Origin of the sequence: Parafrankia sp. EUN1f (assembly GCF_000177675.1) — a bacterium.
In the GTDB taxonomy this organism is placed as follows: Bacteria; Actinomycetota; Actinomycetes; order Frankiales; family Frankiaceae; genus Parafrankia.
On the sequence record NZ_ADGX01000174.1, the window covers coordinates 1 to 17265 of the forward strand.

General features: G+C 72.7%; 10 protein-coding genes and 1 pseudogene. 7 read left to right on the forward strand and 4 right to left on the reverse strand.

Going from position 1 to position 17265, the window contains the following annotated elements:
* The 4 genes from FREUN1FDRAFT_RS32710 to meaB all read left to right on the forward strand — a co-directional run.
* A partial coding sequence (locus tag FREUN1FDRAFT_RS32710; protein ID WP_006544630.1) for a sulfite exporter TauE/SafE family protein occupies nt 1-697 on the forward strand: 697 nt, incomplete at its 5' end.
* Between the two features lie 157 nt (nt 698-854).
* Nucleotides 855-2771 (forward strand): methylmalonyl-CoA mutase family protein, encoded by a 1917-nt coding sequence (locus tag FREUN1FDRAFT_RS32715; protein ID WP_006544631.1) that lies wholly within the window; start codon nt 855-857, stop codon nt 2769-2771.
* A complete protein-coding gene (scpA, locus tag FREUN1FDRAFT_RS32720) occupies nt 2771-5017 on the forward strand; it encodes a methylmalonyl-CoA mutase (protein WP_006544632.1) in 2247 nt (748 codons plus the stop codon). The genes FREUN1FDRAFT_RS32715 and scpA overlap by 1 nt, the downstream gene beginning before the upstream one ends.
* Before the next feature lie 5 nt (nt 5018-5022).
* Nucleotides 5023-6009 (forward strand): methylmalonyl Co-A mutase-associated GTPase MeaB, encoded by a 987-nt coding sequence (gene meaB / locus FREUN1FDRAFT_RS32725; protein ID WP_006544633.1) that lies wholly within the window; start codon nt 5023-5025, stop codon nt 6007-6009.
* Between the two features lie 14 nt (nt 6010-6023).
* Here the strand turns inward: meaB and FREUN1FDRAFT_RS32730 are convergent, their stop codons facing one another.
* Nucleotides 6024-7580, reverse strand: a complete 1557-nt coding sequence (locus tag FREUN1FDRAFT_RS32730) for a class I adenylate-forming enzyme family protein (RefSeq protein ID WP_006544634.1) — start codon at nt 7578-7580, stop codon at nt 6024-6026.
* Nucleotides 7581-8213: 633 nt separating this feature from the next.
* Between FREUN1FDRAFT_RS32730 and FREUN1FDRAFT_RS32735 the strand changes: the two genes are divergently transcribed.
* Entirely contained in the window at nt 8214-10844 is a 2631-nt protein-coding gene (locus tag FREUN1FDRAFT_RS32735) for an Hsp70 family protein (RefSeq protein WP_006544635.1), read from the forward strand.
* 167 nt (nt 10845-11011) lie between these two features.
* Here FREUN1FDRAFT_RS32735 and FREUN1FDRAFT_RS47040 read toward each other — a convergent pair whose 3' ends face one another.
* Together FREUN1FDRAFT_RS47040 and FREUN1FDRAFT_RS47045 are read right to left on the reverse strand one after the other, a co-directional pair.
* Entirely contained in the window at nt 11012-12343 is a 1332-nt protein-coding gene (locus tag FREUN1FDRAFT_RS47040; protein ID WP_006544636.1) for a WD40 repeat domain-containing protein, read from the reverse strand.
* Between the two features lie 644 nt (nt 12344-12987).
* Nucleotides 12988-13794: pseudogene (locus FREUN1FDRAFT_RS47045) on the reverse strand (serine/threonine-protein kinase); the annotation flags it as partial.
* 229 nt (nt 13795-14023) lie between these two features.
* Here FREUN1FDRAFT_RS47045 and FREUN1FDRAFT_RS32755 point away from each other — a divergent pair.
* Together FREUN1FDRAFT_RS32755 and FREUN1FDRAFT_RS32760 are read left to right on the forward strand one after the other, a co-directional pair.
* Nucleotides 14024-14896: a methyltransferase gene (locus FREUN1FDRAFT_RS32755; RefSeq protein WP_035955788.1), complete on the forward strand. Its 873-nt coding sequence runs from the start codon at nt 14024-14026 to the stop codon at nt 14894-14896.
* A gap of 191 nt (nt 14897-15087) precedes the next feature.
* Complete coding sequence (locus FREUN1FDRAFT_RS32760) at nt 15088-16335, forward strand: ABC transporter substrate-binding protein (RefSeq protein WP_006544639.1); 1248 nt, start codon at nt 15088-15090, stop codon at nt 16333-16335.
* A gap of 154 nt (nt 16336-16489) precedes the next feature.
* On the opposite strand, the gene FREUN1FDRAFT_RS32765 is transcribed toward FREUN1FDRAFT_RS32760, so the two are convergent.
* On the reverse strand, nt 16490-17265 hold a 776-nt coding region (locus tag FREUN1FDRAFT_RS32765; RefSeq protein ID WP_006544640.1), incomplete at its 5' end, for a CNNM domain-containing protein.

Consider the following 17265-nt stretch of genomic DNA (forward strand, 5'->3'; position numbering starts at 1 on the left):
CAACATCACCTCTTCGGTCGGTCTCGTCACCGGCTATGCGGGCGGAGCGCTCGGGTACCGGCGGGAGCTGCGTGGCCAGACCGACCGGCTGAAGGCGCTGGCGCCCCCCGCGATGCTCGGTGGCCTGATCGGCGCGATCGTGCTCCTGCTGACGCCCTCCGACGGGTTCAAGTCGGCTGTTCCGTTCCTGGTCCTCGCTGCCTGCCTGCTGCTCGCGGTGCAGTCCCGGCTCGCGGCCGTGGTCGCCCGGCGGCGGGCCGCCACGGTGGCGGCCGCGGTGGCCACCGCGGCCGCCACACAGTCCGGGACGGAGGCAGGGAGGGAACCCGGGCCGGTGGAGGGCGCCATCACCTGGCCGACGCGTATCGGCGTGTTCGTCGCCGGCGCGTACGGCTCCTATTTCGGCGCCGGGCTCGGCGTTCTGCTGCTGGGTGTGCTCGGCATTCTTCTCGTCGACGAGCTGCAGCGGACGAACGCGCTCAAGACGCTTCTCTCCTTCGGCGTCAACTCGATCGGTGTCGTGGTCTTTCTGGTGACGGCGCAGGTCTCCTGGGCCTTCGCGGGCATTCTGGTGGTGACGTCGGCCTGCGGTGGTGTGCTCGGCGCGCGGGTCGCCCGGATTCTGCCCGCGAATGTCCTGCGCACCGCGGTCGTCGTGCTGGGTGTGGTCGTGGCCGTGGTCCTCCTGGTCCGCTGACCTGCTTCGGCCTTGGCCTCCAGGTCGTTGATGTTGGTCTTGGGGCGGCTGATGAGGGCGTCGCGCAGCTGGTGGGAGGGGCATCCGGCGCAAGGCTCTGTGACGGGGCGAACATGCTCCGAGCCTCCGAGGTCGTTGCCCCCTAGCATTGCCTGTCATGACCGTTCCACCGGTGGAGCTGGAGTTGGCCGCCGACTTTCCGAGGGCGACCCGGGATGAGTGGCGCAAGCTCGTCCTGGGCGTGCTGCGCAAGTCCGGGGTCGCGGGCGAGGACGCCAGCCCGGACGAGGCCGAGGATCTGATCGCGACCTCGACGTATGAGGGCATCAGCATCCGTCCGCTGTACGACGCGGCCGACGGCGCGGCGCTCGCGCCGACGGGCCTGCCGGGGCTCGCGCCGTTCGTGCGCGGTACGCGGCCGCAGGGCGCCAACACCGACGGATGGGATGTGCGCGCGCTGCACAGCCATCCCGACGCGGGGCTCACTGCCCAGGCGGTGCTCGCCGACCTGGAGAACGGCGTGAGCTCGCTGTGGCTTCGGCTCGGGCCGGCGGGGCTGCCGCTGGACGGTCTCGCCGCGATCCTGAAGGACGTCTACCTGGACCTCGCGCCGGTGGTGCTCGACGCCGGCCCGCTCACCGCCGATGCCGCGGCCGCCTTCCTGGCGCTGGCCGACGCACGCGGTGTACCGGCGTCCCAGGTCAGCGGGGTGCTGGGTGCCGATCCGCTGGGGCTCGCCGCGCGGGCGGGGACCGCGCCCGACTTCACCGCGGTCCGCGCGCTCGCGCCCCGGGTGGCCGCCGAGTACCCGCGGCTGCGCACACTGGTCGTCGACGCCCGTGCATACCACGATGCCGGCGGCAGCGACGCCGAGGAGCTCGGCGCGTCGATCGCCACCGGGGTCGCCTACCTGCGGGAGCTGACCGCGGCCGGGCTGAGCGTGGACGACGCCTTGGGCCAGCTGGAGTTCCGGTATGCGGCGAGCGCCGACCAGTTCCTGACGATCGCCAAGCTGCGGGCGGCGCGGCGGCTGTGGGCGCGGGTCGCGGAGGTCTGCGGCGCGCCGGCCCAGGTGCGGGCCCAGCGCCAGCACGCGGTGACCTCGGCCGCGATGATGAGTCGCCGCGACCCGTGGGTGAACATGCTGCGCACGACCGTTGCCTGCTTCGCCGCCGGTGTCGGTGGCGCGGACGCGGTGACGGTCCTGCCCTTCGACAGCCGGCTGGGGCTGCCGGACGACTTCTCCCGGCGGATCGCGCGCAACACCCAGACCCTGCTCCAGGAGGAGTCGAGTCTGATCCGGGTGGTCGACCCGGCCGGTGGGTCCTGGTACGTCGAGACGCTGACCGACCAGCTGGCCGCCGCCGCGTGGGCGATCTTCACCGAGATCGAGCGTGCCGGCGGGATCGCCGCGACGCTGGCGGACGGCTCGCTGCGGGCCCGGCTGGACGCCACCTGGACGGCCCGGGCCGACGCGCTCGCGCATCGGCGTGACCCGCTGACCGGGGTGAGTGAGTTCCCGAACCTGGGCGAGACGCTGCCCGCCCGCGAGCCCGCCCCGAGCGCGGAGCCCGCAGGCACCGGAGCAGCCGCGGGCACCGGTGGCGGTGGCCTGCCCGTCATCACCTACGACCAGGACTACGAGGCGCTGCGGGCCCGTTCGGACGCCCACACCGCGGCGACCGGTGCCCGTCCGGTGGTCTTCCTGGCGACGATCGGCAGCGTGTCGGCCTTCACCGGCCGGTCGACGTTCGCCGCGAACCTGTTCCAGGCCGGGGGCCTGGCCACACCCGACGCCGGGCCGGGCACGGACCCGGCTGCGATCACGGCCGCGTTCACCGCGTCCGGCGCGAAGGTCGCCTGCCTGTGCTCGGCGGACAAGGTCTACGCCGAGTGGGCGGCACCGGTCGCCGAGGCGCTGCGCGCCGCCGGGGCGGAACGGATCTGGCTGGCCGGCAAGGCCGGTGCCCGCGCGGAGACCGACGCCGCGGCCGGGGTGACCGGGTACGTCTTCGCCGGCTGCAACGCCGTCGAGGTGCTGAGCACGACCCTGGCAGCGGTGGGAGTGGCCTGATGTCTTCGATCCCCGACTTCTCCGAGATCGCACTCGGCGCGCCGGCGGGTGCCGACGCCGACGAGGCCCAGTGGCGGGCCGCGCTGGAGAAGACCACCGGCAAGGACGTCGACGCCCTCACCTGGGACACTCCCGAGGGCATCGCGGTCAAGCCGCTCTACACCGCGGCCGACACCGCCGGCCTGGACTTCCTGGGCACCTACCCGGGTGTCGCGCCCTACCTGCGCGGCCCGTACCCGGCGATGTACGTGACCCAGCCGTGGACGATCCGCCAGTACGCCGGCTTCTCCACCGCGGCGGAGTCGAACGCGTTCTACCGGCGCAACCTGGCCGCCGGCCAGAAGGGCCTGTCGGTCGCCTTCGACCTGCCGACCCACCGCGGCTACGACAGCGACCACCCGCGGGTCACCGGCGACGTCGGCATGGCCGGGGTCGCCATCGACTCGATCTACGACATGCGCCAGCTGTTCGAGGGCATCCCGCTGGACCGCATGAGCGTCTCGATGACCATGAACGGCGCCGTGCTGCCGGTGCTGGCGCTCTACATCGTGGCGGCCGAGGAGCAGGGGGTGGCGCCGGAGCAGCTCGCCGGCACCATCCAGAACGACATCCTCAAAGAGTTCATGGTCCGCAACACCTACATCTACCCGCCGCAGCCCTCGATGCAGATCATCTCGGACATCTTCGCGTACACCTCGCAGAAGATGCCGAAGTTCAACTCGATCTCCATCTCCGGCTACCACATGCAGGAGGCGGGCGCGACCGCCGACCTGGAGCTCGCCTACACGCTCGCGGACGGCGTCGAGTACATCCGGGCCGGGCGCAACGCCGGGCTGGCGATCGACGCGTTCGCGCCCCGGCTGTCGTTCTTCTGGGCGATCGGCATGAACTTCTTCATGGAAGTCGCCAAGATGCGCGCCGCCCGGCTGCTGTGGGCGCGGCTGGTGAACCAGTTCGAGCCGAAGAGCCCGCGCTCGACGTCGCTGCGCACCCACTCGCAGACGTCCGGCTGGTCGCTGACCGCGCAGGACGTCTTCAACAACGTGGTGCGCACCTGCGTCGAGGCGATGGCGGCGACCCAGGGGCACACCCAGTCGCTGCACACCAACGCCCTCGACGAGGCGCTGGCCCTGCCCACCGACTTCTCCGCCCGCATCGCCCGCAACACCCAGCTGCTGCTGCAGCAGGAGTCCGGCACCACCCGGGTCGTCGACCCGTGGGGCGGCAGCTACTTCGTCGAGAAGCTGACCTACGACCTGGCGCGCAAGGCCTGGGGCCACATCAGCGAGGTCGAGTCCAGCGGCGGCATGGCGCAGGCGATCGACGCCGGCATCCCCAAGATGCGCATCGAGGAGGCCGCGGCCCGCACCCAGGCCCGTATCGACGCCGGCCGCCAGCCGCTCGTCGGGGTCAACAAGTACCGGGTCGACGCGGACGAGGCCATCGAGGTTCTCAAGGTCGACAACTCGGCCGTGCGGGCCGGTCAGATCGAGAAGCTGCGCCGGCTGCGCGAGGAGCGTGACAGCGCCGCCGTCGAGTCCGCGCTGCGCGCGCTGACCGGCGCCGCCGAGGCGGCCCGCGACGGCTCCCGGCCCGCCGACCTGGGGCACAACCTGCTCGCCCTGGCCGTCGACGCCGCCCGCGCGAAGGCCACCGTCGGTGAGATCTCCGACGCCCTGGAGAAGGTCTACGGGCGTCACGCCGGGCAGATCCGTACCATCTCCGGTGTGTATCGGGACGAAGCCGGGTCGGCCGGGAACATCGTCGCCGCCCGCGACGCCGCCGCCGCCTTCGAGCGCGAGGAGGGCCGCCGCCCCCGCATCCTCGTCGCGAAGATGGGCCAGGACGGCCACGACCGCGGCCAGAAGGTGATCGCCACCGGCTTCGCCGACATCGGCTTCGACGTGGACGTCGGCCCGCTGTTCCAGACCCCCGCCGAGGTGGCCCGCCAGGCCATCGAGGCGGACGTCCAGATCATCGGGGTGAACTCGCTGGCGGCCGGGCACCTCACGCTGGTCCCGGCGCTGAAGGAGGAGCTGGCCGAGCTGGGGCGGGACGACATCCTCGTCGTCGTCGGCGGGGTCATCCCGCCGCAGGACTTCGACGCGCTGCGGGCCGCCGGCGCCGCGGCGATCTTCCCGCCCGGAACGGTCATCGCGGACGCCGCGCTCGAGCTGCTGGCGACCCTGTCCGAGCAGCTCGGCCACGCGCAGGCCGGGCAGCCCGGGTCCGCCGAGGCATCCTGACCACGGTGGCGCGCCGGGCCGTCGACGTCGCCGAGTACGCCGACGGCGTCCTCGCGGCGTCCAGGATGTGGATCGCGCGGGCCGTCACACTCGTCGAGTCCACCCGGGCCGACCATCGTGCGGCCGCGCAGCAGCTGCTGGTGGCGCTGCTGCCGCACGCCGGCAAGGCTCGTCGGGTCGGCATCACCGGCGTGCCCGGGGTGGGCAAGTCGACGTTCATCGACGCGCTCGGGACGATGCTCACCGCGAAGGGCCACCAGGTGGCGGTCCTCGCGGTCGACCCGTCCTCGACCCGGACCGGGGGCAGCATCCTCGGTGACAAGACCCGGATGGCGGCACTGTCCGCCGACCCGGCGGCCTTCATCCGCCCCTCGCCGACGGCCGGCACGCTCGGCGGCGTCGCCAAGGCCACCCGCGAAGCCATGATCATCATGGAGGCGGCCGGCTACGACGTCGTGCTCGTCGAGACCGTCGGCGTGGGCCAGTCCGAGACCACGGTCGCCGACATGGTGGACACCTTCCTGTTCCTGACCCTGGCCCGCACCGGCGACCAGCTGCAGGGCATCAAGAAGGGCGTCCTGGAGCTGGCGGACGTGATCGCCGTCAACAAGGCCGACGGGCCGCACGAGCTGGACGCCCGCCGGGCCGCCCGGGAGCTCGCCGGTGCGATCCGGCTGTTGCAGGGGTCCGCCCGCGAGTGGCAGACCCCGGTCCTCACCTGCAGCGCCGCAGAGAAGACCGGGCTGGACACGGTGTGGGGTCAGGTCGTGCAGCACCAGAACGTCCTCGACGCCTCCGGCGAGCTGGCCGAGCGCCGCCGCCGCCAGCAGGTCGACTGGACGTGGGCGATGGTCCAGGACCGCCTGCTGGGCCGGCTGCGCGACAGCGCCGCGGTCCAGGCGGTCACCGCCGACATCGAACGGCGGGTGCGCGACGGCGCCCTGACGCCGAGCCTCGCCGCCGACACCATTCTCGAGGCGTTCGACGCCTGACGCCGGCGGCCCGGCTACTTCAGGCGGCCCTCATCGACCAGCCCCCGCAGGCCCCTGCGGTCGGGCTTGCCGCTGGGCAGCGCCGGCACCTCGTCGCCGGCCGCGACTATCCACCGGGTGGGCACCTTGTAGGCGGACAGACGCGTCCGGGCCCGCGCGGCCAGCTCCGCGGTGTCCAGATCCCCTCCCGCCGCCACCACGACCGCGCACACCTCCTCGCCACGGGACGGGTGCTCGACTCCGACGACGACGCAGTGCGCCACCTCGGGGAACTCCTCGATGACGGCCTCGACCTCGCGTGGCGACACGTTCGAGCCGGCGGCCTTGATGAGCTCGCTGTCCCGGCCGACGTAGAACAGCCGTGGGTCGCCCGTCCTCTGGTAGACCCGGTCGCTGGTGTGGTACCAGCCGTCCGCGTCGAAGACCTCCCACCGTTCGCGCTTGTTGTATCCGGCCATCACGCCGATACCGCGGATGAGCAGCTCGCCGACCGTGCCGTCCGGGACGCGCCCACCGTCCGCGTCGACGATCGCGATCTCGGTGAACGCGAAGCTGCCGCCGGACTCGGTCAGGCTGCGGTGAATCGGGTGACCGTCGGGGACACCCACCATCGCCAGGTCCACCGGACCCTGCAGCAGTGAGGGCGCGCTACGCAGGTCCCGTTCCGGGAAGGACGGGTGCAGCCGCAGCTGCTGGGTGAACGCCGGCCACCCGACGACACCGTTCGCCCGTTCCCGCTCGGCGAGGTCGAGGGCCGATCCGGCCTCCAGCCGCTCCAGGGACAGCACCGCGACGGGCGCGTGCAGCGCTCCGGCCGCGGCGAGGATCCCGCCGATCCAGAAGAACGGCATGGCGCACAGGATGCGCGGCGCGTCCTCGACGTCTGTGAGGTGGCGGATGACGGCGGCCCAGGTGGAGGTCTGCCGCACCAGCGTGCCGTGGGTGTGCAGGACGCCCTTCGGGTCGGCCGTCGACCCGGACGTGTGCACCATGATGGCCAGGTCGGCCGGGGTGACCTCGGCTTCAGCCGCGGCGAGGATCTCGGCGCGCACCATCGGCGCGTCCCGCGCGTGCCACCGGGTGGCCCAGCCGCGGTCGGTCTCGCCGGTGAGCACGATCCGCCGCAGGTACGGCGCGCCCGCCAGCTCCAGCGGTCCGGCCAGCTGGCCCGGCAGGTCGGAGAACGCCGCCTCGAACCGGTCGGCGACGTCGATCTTGAGCACCCGCGTGGGCGCCACCAGCACCTGCAGGTCGGCTAACCATGCCACCTTGGCGATCTCGGCTGGCGCGTACAGCGTGCTCAGCGGCACGGCGAGGGCGCCGATCCTGGAGACTGCCAGCCACCAGGTGACCCACTCGACGCCGGTGGGGAAGAACAGCCCAACCCGGGTGCCCTTGCCCACGCCCTCGCGCAGCAGCCACCGGGCCACCCGCGCCGACCGCTCGTCGGCCTCGGCGTAGGTCAGCCGGTCCGTCAGGGTGACCAGGTAGTCGGCGGGGCCGAACTCGCCGGCGGCACGCCGGAGCAGGTCGGGGATCGTCGGTCGGACTTCGTTGTCGGTCGACGTCATGGGGCTCACGCTCCGTCCTCGCGGCGGTGTTGATCGACCCCGGGTTCGCATGTCGCCCAGGCCGCCGGCCACCGTCCCGCCCAGCATCCGTCGACTCGCACCTCTGGGCGATGCAGCCTATTGCGGACGGAACCTGTACGTAAGGGGCTGGTGTGGGGCGGCCCGAGGACCGCTTCGCGCGCGGGCGGTCCGGGATCTCGAACGGTGGCAGCACGGGAGGTGAAACCGTGGGTTGCCTGTACCCCGGCGGGCATACCGGGCCTCGCCCGGATCCTGCCCGACGCCCGGTGATGGTGGTCTGGCGGGGTGGAATCGGCTGAACCCGGAATCCGGCGGGGGATTCCGGCGTGGCTTCCGACGGATGCGTTTCCGGCAGATGTGTTTCGGGTGCATTGGCGTTACAACGGAGGGCAGGTCTTCGTGCGGTGTCCGTCTTCTGATATCGATGTCCGCTACCGGATAGGGAGCTCCTGGCCGGGCGGCCTACGATGTGGCCGCCGGATCTTTCGTTGTTGTGTGAACGACCCGCCTGATTACGGACGGTGTCGGGGGCGCTGAGGGAGCCGGGGGGATCACGCTGCGTCCGTCCGTGACGGCCACGGCGGACAACGAGGGAAAACAGCCGGAGGACCCATGGGCTACCAACTTGGCATCGACGTCGGATCGGCGAACACCGTTCTCGCGGTCTCCGATGGGGGATGGCCCGCCGTGCTCACCCTGGGCGGCGGGCGGGCGGTGCCATCCGTGCTCTACATGCCCCAGGCGGGAGGCATGCTCGTCGGCCGGTCGGCAGCGCGACGGGCCACGGCGGATCCCGGGCGGGCGGCCCGCGGCTTCCTGCACCGCGTGGGCGAGCCCGGCCACGTTCTGGTCGCGGGCGCGGCCTACAGCCCCGAGGGTCTCCTCGGCCGGCTGGTCGGTCACCTGGTCGGCCAGGTGGTCGCGGCCCGCGGCGAGGAGCCTGAGCAGATCGTCGTCGCGCATCCGACCTTCTGGCCGGAGCATCGCCGCGCCGCGTTCACCGAGGCCGTCAGCCAGCTTTCGGATGTCTCCGCTCCCGTCACGACCTGCGCGTCCGCCGACGCGATCGGCACGCTGCTGATCAGCCGCCGGGCGGCCCGGACCGTTGACCTGGTGGGCTTCTACGACTTCGGGGCCGGCCACTTCGACTCGGCGGTGCTGTCCTTCAGCCCGTTCGGGTTCGAACGGCTTGGATCGCCGGTCGGCGTCGGCCGCGCCGGCGGGGCCGAGTTCGACGAACTGCTGGTGGACAGGGCGCTGGCCCAGGCGGGCACCAGCCGCGACCGGCTCGACCTCGGCGACCCGGCGATCGCGGTCGCGCTGGGCCGGCTGCGGGACGAGTGCGCGCAGGCCAAGGAGTACCTCGCCGAGGAGGAGGAGATCGAGGTAACGGTCAGCCTCCCGGGCCGGGAGGCGGCTTCGGTCACCCTGCGGCGCTCCGATCTGGAGACCCTGGTCGCGCCGGTCGTCGACGACACGGTGCGGGCGTTCCGGCAGGCGCTGCGCAGCGGCCAGGCGGAACCCGCCGACCTGTCGACCGTGCAGCTGTTCGGCGGAACCGCGCGGATGCCGCTCGTCGCGGCCCAGATGCGTGCGGCCTTCCCCGGTGTCGGCCGCTGGCAGGTCGGCTCGGACGACGACATCGCCACCGGCGCGGCGCTGATCGCGGCGGGGCTCGCCGAGCGCTCGCCGGGTGAGCAGATCACCTCGATCATCCGGCCGCCGGTTGCCGGCACGCAGCCGGGATCCGTGCCGCCCTGGGGGTCGGTCTCGCAGCCGGGCTCCTACCCCGCCGAGGGCTCGGTGCCCCCGGCGAGCTCCTTCCCGCCGGCCGGTTCCGTACCCCCGGTGTCCTCGTTCCCGCCGGTCGGGTCGCTTCCCCCGGTGGGCTCCGCGTCGTCCGCCGGGCCGGTGTCGTCGGCGCGGCAGGCTGACCCCGACGCCACCGTGATCGGAGGCCGTACCGGCGCCCCGGTGTCGTCCCCGCCGCCGGCGGGCACGGCCCCAGGCACTCCGATGACGTATCCGACCGCGACGGGCGCCCCCTCCGCCGGCTTCGACGAAGGCGCGGCGACGATGCTCGGCGGTATGGAGATCGTCAACGCGGCGGGCGAGAGCCATCCCGGCGGCGCCGCGCCGGTGCCACCGCAGTCCGCCCGGCCGGACACCCGTCGTGGCGGTCGTTCGGGTTCCGGCGGCGGGCCGTTCGGGGGCCGCTCGGGGGCGACGATCGCCGCCGCGGTCGCCGCGATCGTGTTCGTGACCGCCGGCGTCGTGTTCGGCGTCGCCCTGACCGGGGGCGACGACGAGGAACCGACCGCGGTCGTGCCGATCGCCGCGACGACCACGACCCCTCCGGCGCAGCAGAGCGCGTCGCCCGCACCGCTGACGCGGGGACCGAACACGGTACTGATCGCCGGTTCGGCCGAGGTCGCGCCGATCAGCGAGACCGCCTACGCGGGGTTCCGTCAGGTCCAGCCGAACGTGACGGTGAATGTCAACTCGTCGACGACCGAGGACGGCTTCGCCAAGCTGTGCGCGGGCGAGATCGACGTCGCCGACGCCTCCTTCGAGTTCGACGCCAAGAGCAATCCCGGCTGCGCCGACCAGATCGTCGGCTTCGAGGTCGCGCACCACACCCTGCCGATCGTGGTGAACCCGCAGAACTCGTGGGCTCGCTGCATGACCCTCGACCAGGTCCGCAAGATCTGGAACGCCGGATCGCAGATCACCCGGTGGGACCAGATCAACTCCTCCTTCCCGGCGCAGCCGATCACCTTTGTGGGGCCGCCGCGCGACAGCGTGCAGGCGCAGGTGTTCAACGCGACGGTGAACGACGCCAGTGACCGGTCCCGCCAGTACCAGGAGGCGGACCTCAGCGGCGTGGCGACCGACGTGGCCCGCGACCAGTACGCGCTCGGCTTCCTCGACTTCCCGACCTTCCAGACGTTCGGTTCGCAGCTGCGCGGCCTGGAGATCGACAACGGCAAGGGCTGCGTCGAACCGAACGCGGTGACCGCGGGTACCGGGTTCTACCTGCCACTGTGCAAGCCGGTGTTCGTCTACGCCCGTAAGGATTCGCTGCGTGAGCCCGGGGCCGCCGCCTTCATGCGCTACTACATGGAGAACGGCGAGAAGATCGCCTTCGACGCCCACTATGTGCCGCGTGCCCAGAGCACGATCGACGAGAACGTCGCCCAGGTCGACGAGCTGATCAAGGGCGTTCCGCCGGTCACCGCCTGACCGCTCGACCGTGTGACCGCTCGACCCTTTGCCGCTTTACCGCCCTACCGGCGGAACGCACGGACCGCGACCCCACGGGCTCTGGCCGACAGCCAGGGTTCGTGGGTCGCGGCATGTGGACCCGAGCGGCATGCGGGCCCGAACCGACATCCGGTCCTGGTTGTGGGTCAGATGCTGCAGGGATCGGTGTACGAGATCTCCGGGATGAACTGTTCCCACTCGGCTGGGGTGATCCGCGCCGACGGTTCCGCGCAGGCGACGGCGGTGAGCCTGTCGGGGTTGAGCGACCAGATCGAGGTCCGGCCGCCTTCGGTGGTGAACGCGAGGAGGTCACCCGCGCGGTCGATCGCAATGGACGTGATCGGGCTTTCCTCATCAGCGATCCGTACCACCGCCGCCGGATCCGCCCCGCCCCAGTAGCCCACGACACCTGACTGGTCACCGATGACGATCTGACCGGCCTCGTCGAACGCGACGGCGGTGACGGGGCCTTCGGGCCCGCGCAGCTCGGTGACGACACGGCCCTGCTGGGGATCGCTCACGTCCCACACCTGGACGGTCCGGTCGTCCCGGCCCAAGGCCAGCCGCGTCCCGTCGCCGTTGAAGGCGACGGTGTTGACGGCGCTGACCGGCCCGTGGAGCGCTCCGCTCTGCATCGGGTGCGCCGGGTCGGTGACGTCCCAGAGCTGCACATCCCCGCTGATTCCCGCGGTCGCGAGCAGCGTCCCGGCCGGGTTCAGGGCCATGTCGGTGATGACGGAGCCGGTGCGCTGCAGGCGCGGTGGCTCGGGCGCCGAGGGGTTGGAAAGGCGCCACAGCGCGAACGTGCCGTCCGCGGTGGCGGCGGCGAGCAGCGTCCCGTCCGCGCCGAGAGCCACCTGGACGGGCGTGCCCAGGCCGGACACCGTACTCAGCTGCGTCGGCTTGGCCGGGTCGGTCACATCCCACACCCGGGCCGGGTCCTGCGTGCCGCTGAGGGCCAGCCGCTTGCCGTCGGGAGCGAACGCGACGGCGGTGGCCGGGTCGTTGGTCGGGTGCTCGCCGAGCAACGACGGCTCGCCGCCGTCGGTCAGGCGGTAGAGCCGCAGCGCACCGTCCGACCCGGCCGAGGCGAGCACGGAGTCCGACGGGCTGAACGTGACGTCCTTGCCGGGGCTCGCGGCATCCGGTGGTTGCACCGTGGTCAGCGCGCTGAACGATGCGATCATGGCGTCCTTGGCGGCGCTGACCGGAGCGATCCGGTAGGCGGCGAGGCTCAGTCGGGCCGCGAGCTCCGGGTCCTCGGCGCGCCTGGCGGCCGCGTCGGTGGCGAGCCTGGTCGCGATGGCGTCGCGGTCCGCGCTCGACGGTGAGTCACCGCCGCCGCCGAGCGTCGCCACCGGGATCGCGATGCCGGCGGCGAGCAGGACGGCGAAGCCGGCGATGACGACCCGCCGATCGGGCCTGCGCCGCCCCGTGCCGGTGTCGGGGCCCGTGTCCTGGTGGTGCGACCCCCGCACCGCCGCGGTGCCCGAGCCCGTCGGCGTGACAGGGGCCGGGGAGGCCGGGTGCGGTGCCGGTGACTGCGGTACCTGTGAGTGCGGTACCTGTGAGTGCGGTGCCGGTGAGTGCGGTGCCGGTGAGTGCGGTGCCGGTGAGTGCGGTGCCGGTGACTGTGGTGCCGGTGACTGCGGCGCCGGCGAGCGGGGTGCCGGTGAGTAGGGCGCGGGCGAGTAGGTCGCTGGTGGGCGTGGCGCCGGGGAGTAGGGCGACTGCGGTGCGGGCGACTGCGGTGCTGGTGAGCGGGGCGCCTGTGAATGCGGTGCCGGCGAGTGCGGTGCCGGCGAGTAGGGCTGCCGCGCGGCGGGGGCGGCGAGGTCGGCGTCGGTGGCGCGGGCGGGAGGGGCGACGCCGAGATGACGGTGTCGGCCGGTGAGGGGCGCGCCGGGCCGGCTGCCGCGCCCGCCGCGGAGCCCTCTGTGGCCTTGCGGCCGCCTCGCGACCAGCGACGTCCGCGTTGCGCGCGATCGCCCTGGTCGCCTTCGCCGGCCACGCCGGCAGAGGACGGGGCCGCCCGATCCGGGATGGCCACCCCGCCCATCAGGGCCGCGCGCAGCTCCTCGGCGCTGGGACGGGTGCCGGGGTCCTTGCGCATCGCGAGCTCGACGAGGTCGCGCAGCTCACCGGTCACGCCCTCCAGCCGCGGCTGCTCGTTCACGATCCGGTACAGCACGGCCTCGACCCGCCCCTGCCCGAACGGGGGCTGCCCGGTGGCGGCGAAGACGATGATCGAGCCCCAGGCGAAGATGTCGACCGCCGCCGTGATGGGCTGGTCGAGGATCTGCTCCGGTGACATGTAGCCGGGGGTGCCGATCGCCTGCTTGACGTTGCGGGACAGGTCGCTGACCGTGTCGTACTCGCGGGCGAGCCCGAAATCGATCACTTTCGGCCCGACCGGGGAGAGCAGGACGTTCGCGGGCGTGAGGTCGCGGTGCACGATTCCGGCGGCGTGGATGGCCGACAGCGCGGTGGCGACGCTGACCGCCAGCTGTTCGAGGTCGGCCGGCCGCATCGGCCCGCGTGCCGTGACATGCCGCGACAGCGTGGGGCCTTCGACGAATTCCGTCACCAGATACGGCTGTGGGCCATCCGGATCCGCGTCGAGGACCGCCGCGGTGGTGAAACGGCGAACTCTGCGGGCGCTTTCGGCTTCCCGGGCGAAACGGGCCCGGAACTCCGGGCGGGACGCGAGCTCGGGCCGGATCACCTTGATGGCGACGGCGGTGCCGTCCGGCGCCTGGCCGAGAAAGACCGCGCCCATTCCACCCTGGCCGAGCCTGCCGACCACGCGATAGTTGCCGAGCCGGACGGGGTCCTCCGCGCGGAGCGGCCGCGCGGTGTTCCCGGACACCGGCGGTTGTGTATACCCGCTCAAGGGGCCGCACTCCTGCCTGGGCACATCAGGTCGCATTGATCCTACGACACCCGTCTGCGGCGCAGACGACGTCCACGTTCATTGCCCGTGGACCGGGTGCCGACCGGGTGCGGATCCGATCTACGGATCGGATGCGGACTCCGTGTGGACCGGTGGTGTGCCGTGTAAGTGGTGTGCCGCGTATACGGTGCATCCCGGTCGGACTTTCCCATCTGTTCCGGCGGTTTTCCGGTCGATCCCGTGTCGAATCTGGGAGGTCATGGTGCTGCTGCGCCGCACGGCGAAGTTCGAGGTCAGTCTCACCCCGACGTCGGAATCGCTGTTGGCGCCGGTGGGGGACGAGCCTCGTGAGTGGCTGCTCGGGCGGGCACTGGACGAGTTCGTGGCCGACGTCCGGGCTCTCGACGAGGTCGCGCCGCGACTGGTGCCGGGCGCCACCCGGCCGAGGATCGAGGTCGCCCTCGACGCGGACACGCCGGTGGTCACCGGCGACACCCTGCTGGTCTCCGGCCAGGAAGTGATGCAGACCTGGGAGCGTCCCCTGATGCGGGCGCTGGCCGAGGCGGTGACCCGCACCGGGGGGACGGTCTGCGAGGTCGGCTTCGGCCTGGGGATCTCGGCCGGGTTCGTCCAGAGCCTGCGGCCGTCGGCGCACACGATCATCGAGGCGAACCCGGACGTCGCCGCGACCGCGCGGGCGTGGGCCGCCGCCGGTGTCGGTGACGGGGGCGGTGGCGGTGACGGGGGCGGTGACGGGGGCCGGGCCGGCGTGCGGATCGTGACCGGCCGCTGGCAGGATGTGCTGCCGGATCTCGGGCGTTTCGACGGCATCCTGTTCGACACCTATCCACTGGACGAGCGCGAGGTCGACGACCACGTGGTGCGGGACGCGACGTTCGCCGAGCACTTCTTCCCGCACGCCGCCGAGCATCTGGCCGACGGAGGGTCGTTCACCTACTACTCGAACGAGATCGACTCGCTCTCCCGGCGTCACCAGCGTGCGCTGCTGCGCCATTTCGAGACGTTCTCGGTGCGGGTGGTGGACGGCCTGCGCCCGCCGGCGGACTGCAGCTACTGGTGGGCCCCGTCGATGGCGGTGATCGTGGCCGCCGGCCCGCGGCGTGGCCAGGGCGGCTGACCGCCGGACGCCCGTCCGCCGGACGCCCGACCGCCGGACGCCCGACCGCCGGACGCCCGACCGCCGGACGCCCGACCGCCCGGCGGCCGATCGCTGGGCTCTGCGTCCGTGATGTTGTACCGTTGCCGAGCCGGTTTGCCCTGATGGTCGGAAAAGTACGAACTATCCCTTTCTTGCCTCGGGGGACACTGTTGAGGATCGCAGCGACTGGCCGCCGGCGGCGGGCGGCAGGTGGTGCCCTGGCACTGGCGACGGCGGTGGCGACCCTGATCGGCGGATGCTTCGGGGAAGCCGGCGACACCTCGCCCGAGGCGTCCGCGGCCACCTGTGCGCCGGTGGCCGGCGTGACCGCCGGCGAGGTCCGGTTCGGCGCGCTCTACCCGGACACCGGAACCAGCTCCCAGCTCTCCCGCGCGTTCCGGGCCGGCGTCGACGCCAGGCTGGGCGAGGTGAACGCCGCCGGTGGCGTCCACGGCCGCCAGGTCAGGTATGACTGGCGCGACGACGAGTCGACCTCGGCGGGCGCGCTGCTCGCCGCACGTTCGCTCGTGGACCGCTCCCAGTCGTTCGCCATCGTCGGTACCAGTGGCATCGCCGGCGAGGCGGCCGACTACCTGGCCGAACGCGGCGTCCCCACGATCAGCCAGGACCTCACGGCCGGCGGGGAGAACGTGTTCGGCTATTCCAACATGCTCGGCGGCGACCTCGGCAACTCGGTCTTCGGCGTGTTCGCGCACTCCCACGGGGCGACCAGGGCGGTGATCCTGCGCACGGACGCCCTCGCGGCCTCCGGGCAGATCGGGGACAGGCTGGCGCGCAGCCTGCGTGCCGACGCGGTCGAGGTGGTCGACACGATCACCTGGACGTCCACCGGTTTCGACCTGGCCGCGGCGGCGGAGCGGGTGCGGGCCGCCGGCGCCGACATGATCACCGGCGTCGTGCCCGTCCAGGCGTTCGCGGACGTCGTCGCCGCCGCCAGGGCCGCGGGCGTGACGGTGAAGGTGGCGATGCAGCCGGTCGGCTACGACCCCGGGGTCCTCGACCGCCGCCGCACCGGGCTGGCCGGCACCTTCTACCTCGTCGACTTCGTGCCGTTCGAGGCGCGCACACCGGCGCATAAGCGTTACCTCGACGCGATGGCCCAGTACGCGCCGCAGATCGAGCGGCCCGAGCAGACCACCGGCCTGGTCGGCTGGCTGACCGCGGACCTGTTTCTGCGCGGCCTGCAGGAGGCCGGGCCATGCCCGACCCGGGCCGGGTACATCGCGGCGCTGCGCGCGGTGAAGGACTACGACGCGGGCGGCCTGCTGCCCGGTCCGGTCGATCTCGCCGCGAAGAGCGCCCCGCGCGTCTGTGTGAGCGTCGTGCGCGTCGGTCAGGCGGCGGACGTCTTCCAGGTCCAGATGCCGATGGCGCTGTGCGGGGACACCCTCCGCTGACCGCCGCCGGCCCGGCACCAGCCGCCGCTGACCGCTGCCGGCCTGGCGTCGGCCCGCGGCGGGTGTGTCCCTGAGCTTCCGGCTCAGGGACACACCGCAGCCGCACGCGGGCGGACCCGCACGCGGGCGACCCGCACGCCGCCCGCGGCCGGCCTCAGGCGGGCTGGTGGGCCGCCTCGTCGCGGATCTCGCCGACGAGCTCCTCCAGGATGTCCTCCAACGCCACCAGCCCGAGGATGCGGCCGGTCTCGTCGGAGAGCCGGGCCAGATGCGACCCGGAGCGCTGCATTGTCGCCAGGACCGTGCGCAGGCTCTCGTCCGCGCCGACCCGCACCAGCGGCCGGATCCACTTCGGCGCGACCGGCGCGGACCTGCGGTCCTCACGGTTCTCCAGGACGTCCTTGAGGTGCAGGTAGCCGACGAGGTCGTCGTCCTCGCCACGGACCGGGAAACGGGTGAAGCCCGTGTCGGCGGCGAGCTGCTCGACCTCCCGCGGCGTGACCGTGGGTGCGACGGTGACCAGTGCCTCCGGCCGGAGCAGCACACTGCGGGCGGTGCGCTCGTCGAAGGACAGCGCGCCGGTGAGCAGGTCGTGCTCGTCCTCGGCCAGCAGGCCCTCGCGGTGCGACTCCTCGATGAGCCCGGCCACCTCGTCGCGGGTGTAGACGTTGGTGACCTCGTCCTTCGGCTCCACCCGCAGTGCCCGCAGGGTGAGGTTCGCGACCAGGTTGAGAGCCGAGATCACCGGCTTCACCGCCCGCACCACGGCGACCAGGGGCGGGGTGAGCAGCAGGACCGCCCGGTCCGGCAGGGCCAGCGCGAGGTTCTTGGGAACCATCTCACCGATGACCACATGCAGGTAGGTCACCAGGGTGAGCGCGATCGCGAACGCCACCGGATGCCGCATCGAGGTCGGCAGCCCGACCGCCT

Coding starts and splice junctions, on each gene's coding strand:
- FREUN1FDRAFT_RS32715 (WP_006544631.1), top strand. CDS start 855: ATGACCGTTCCACCGGTGGAGCTGGAGTTGGCCGCCGACTTTCCGAGG.
- scpA (WP_006544632.1), top strand. CDS start 2,771: ATGTCTTCGATCCCCGACTTCTCCGAGATCGCACTCGGCGCGCCGGCG.
- FREUN1FDRAFT_RS32730 (WP_006544634.1), bottom strand. CDS start 7,580: ATGACGTCGACCGACAACGAAGTCCGACCGACGATCCCCGACCTGCTC.
- FREUN1FDRAFT_RS32735 (WP_006544635.1), top strand. CDS start 8,214: ATGGGCTACCAACTTGGCATCGACGTCGGATCGGCGAACACCGTTCTC.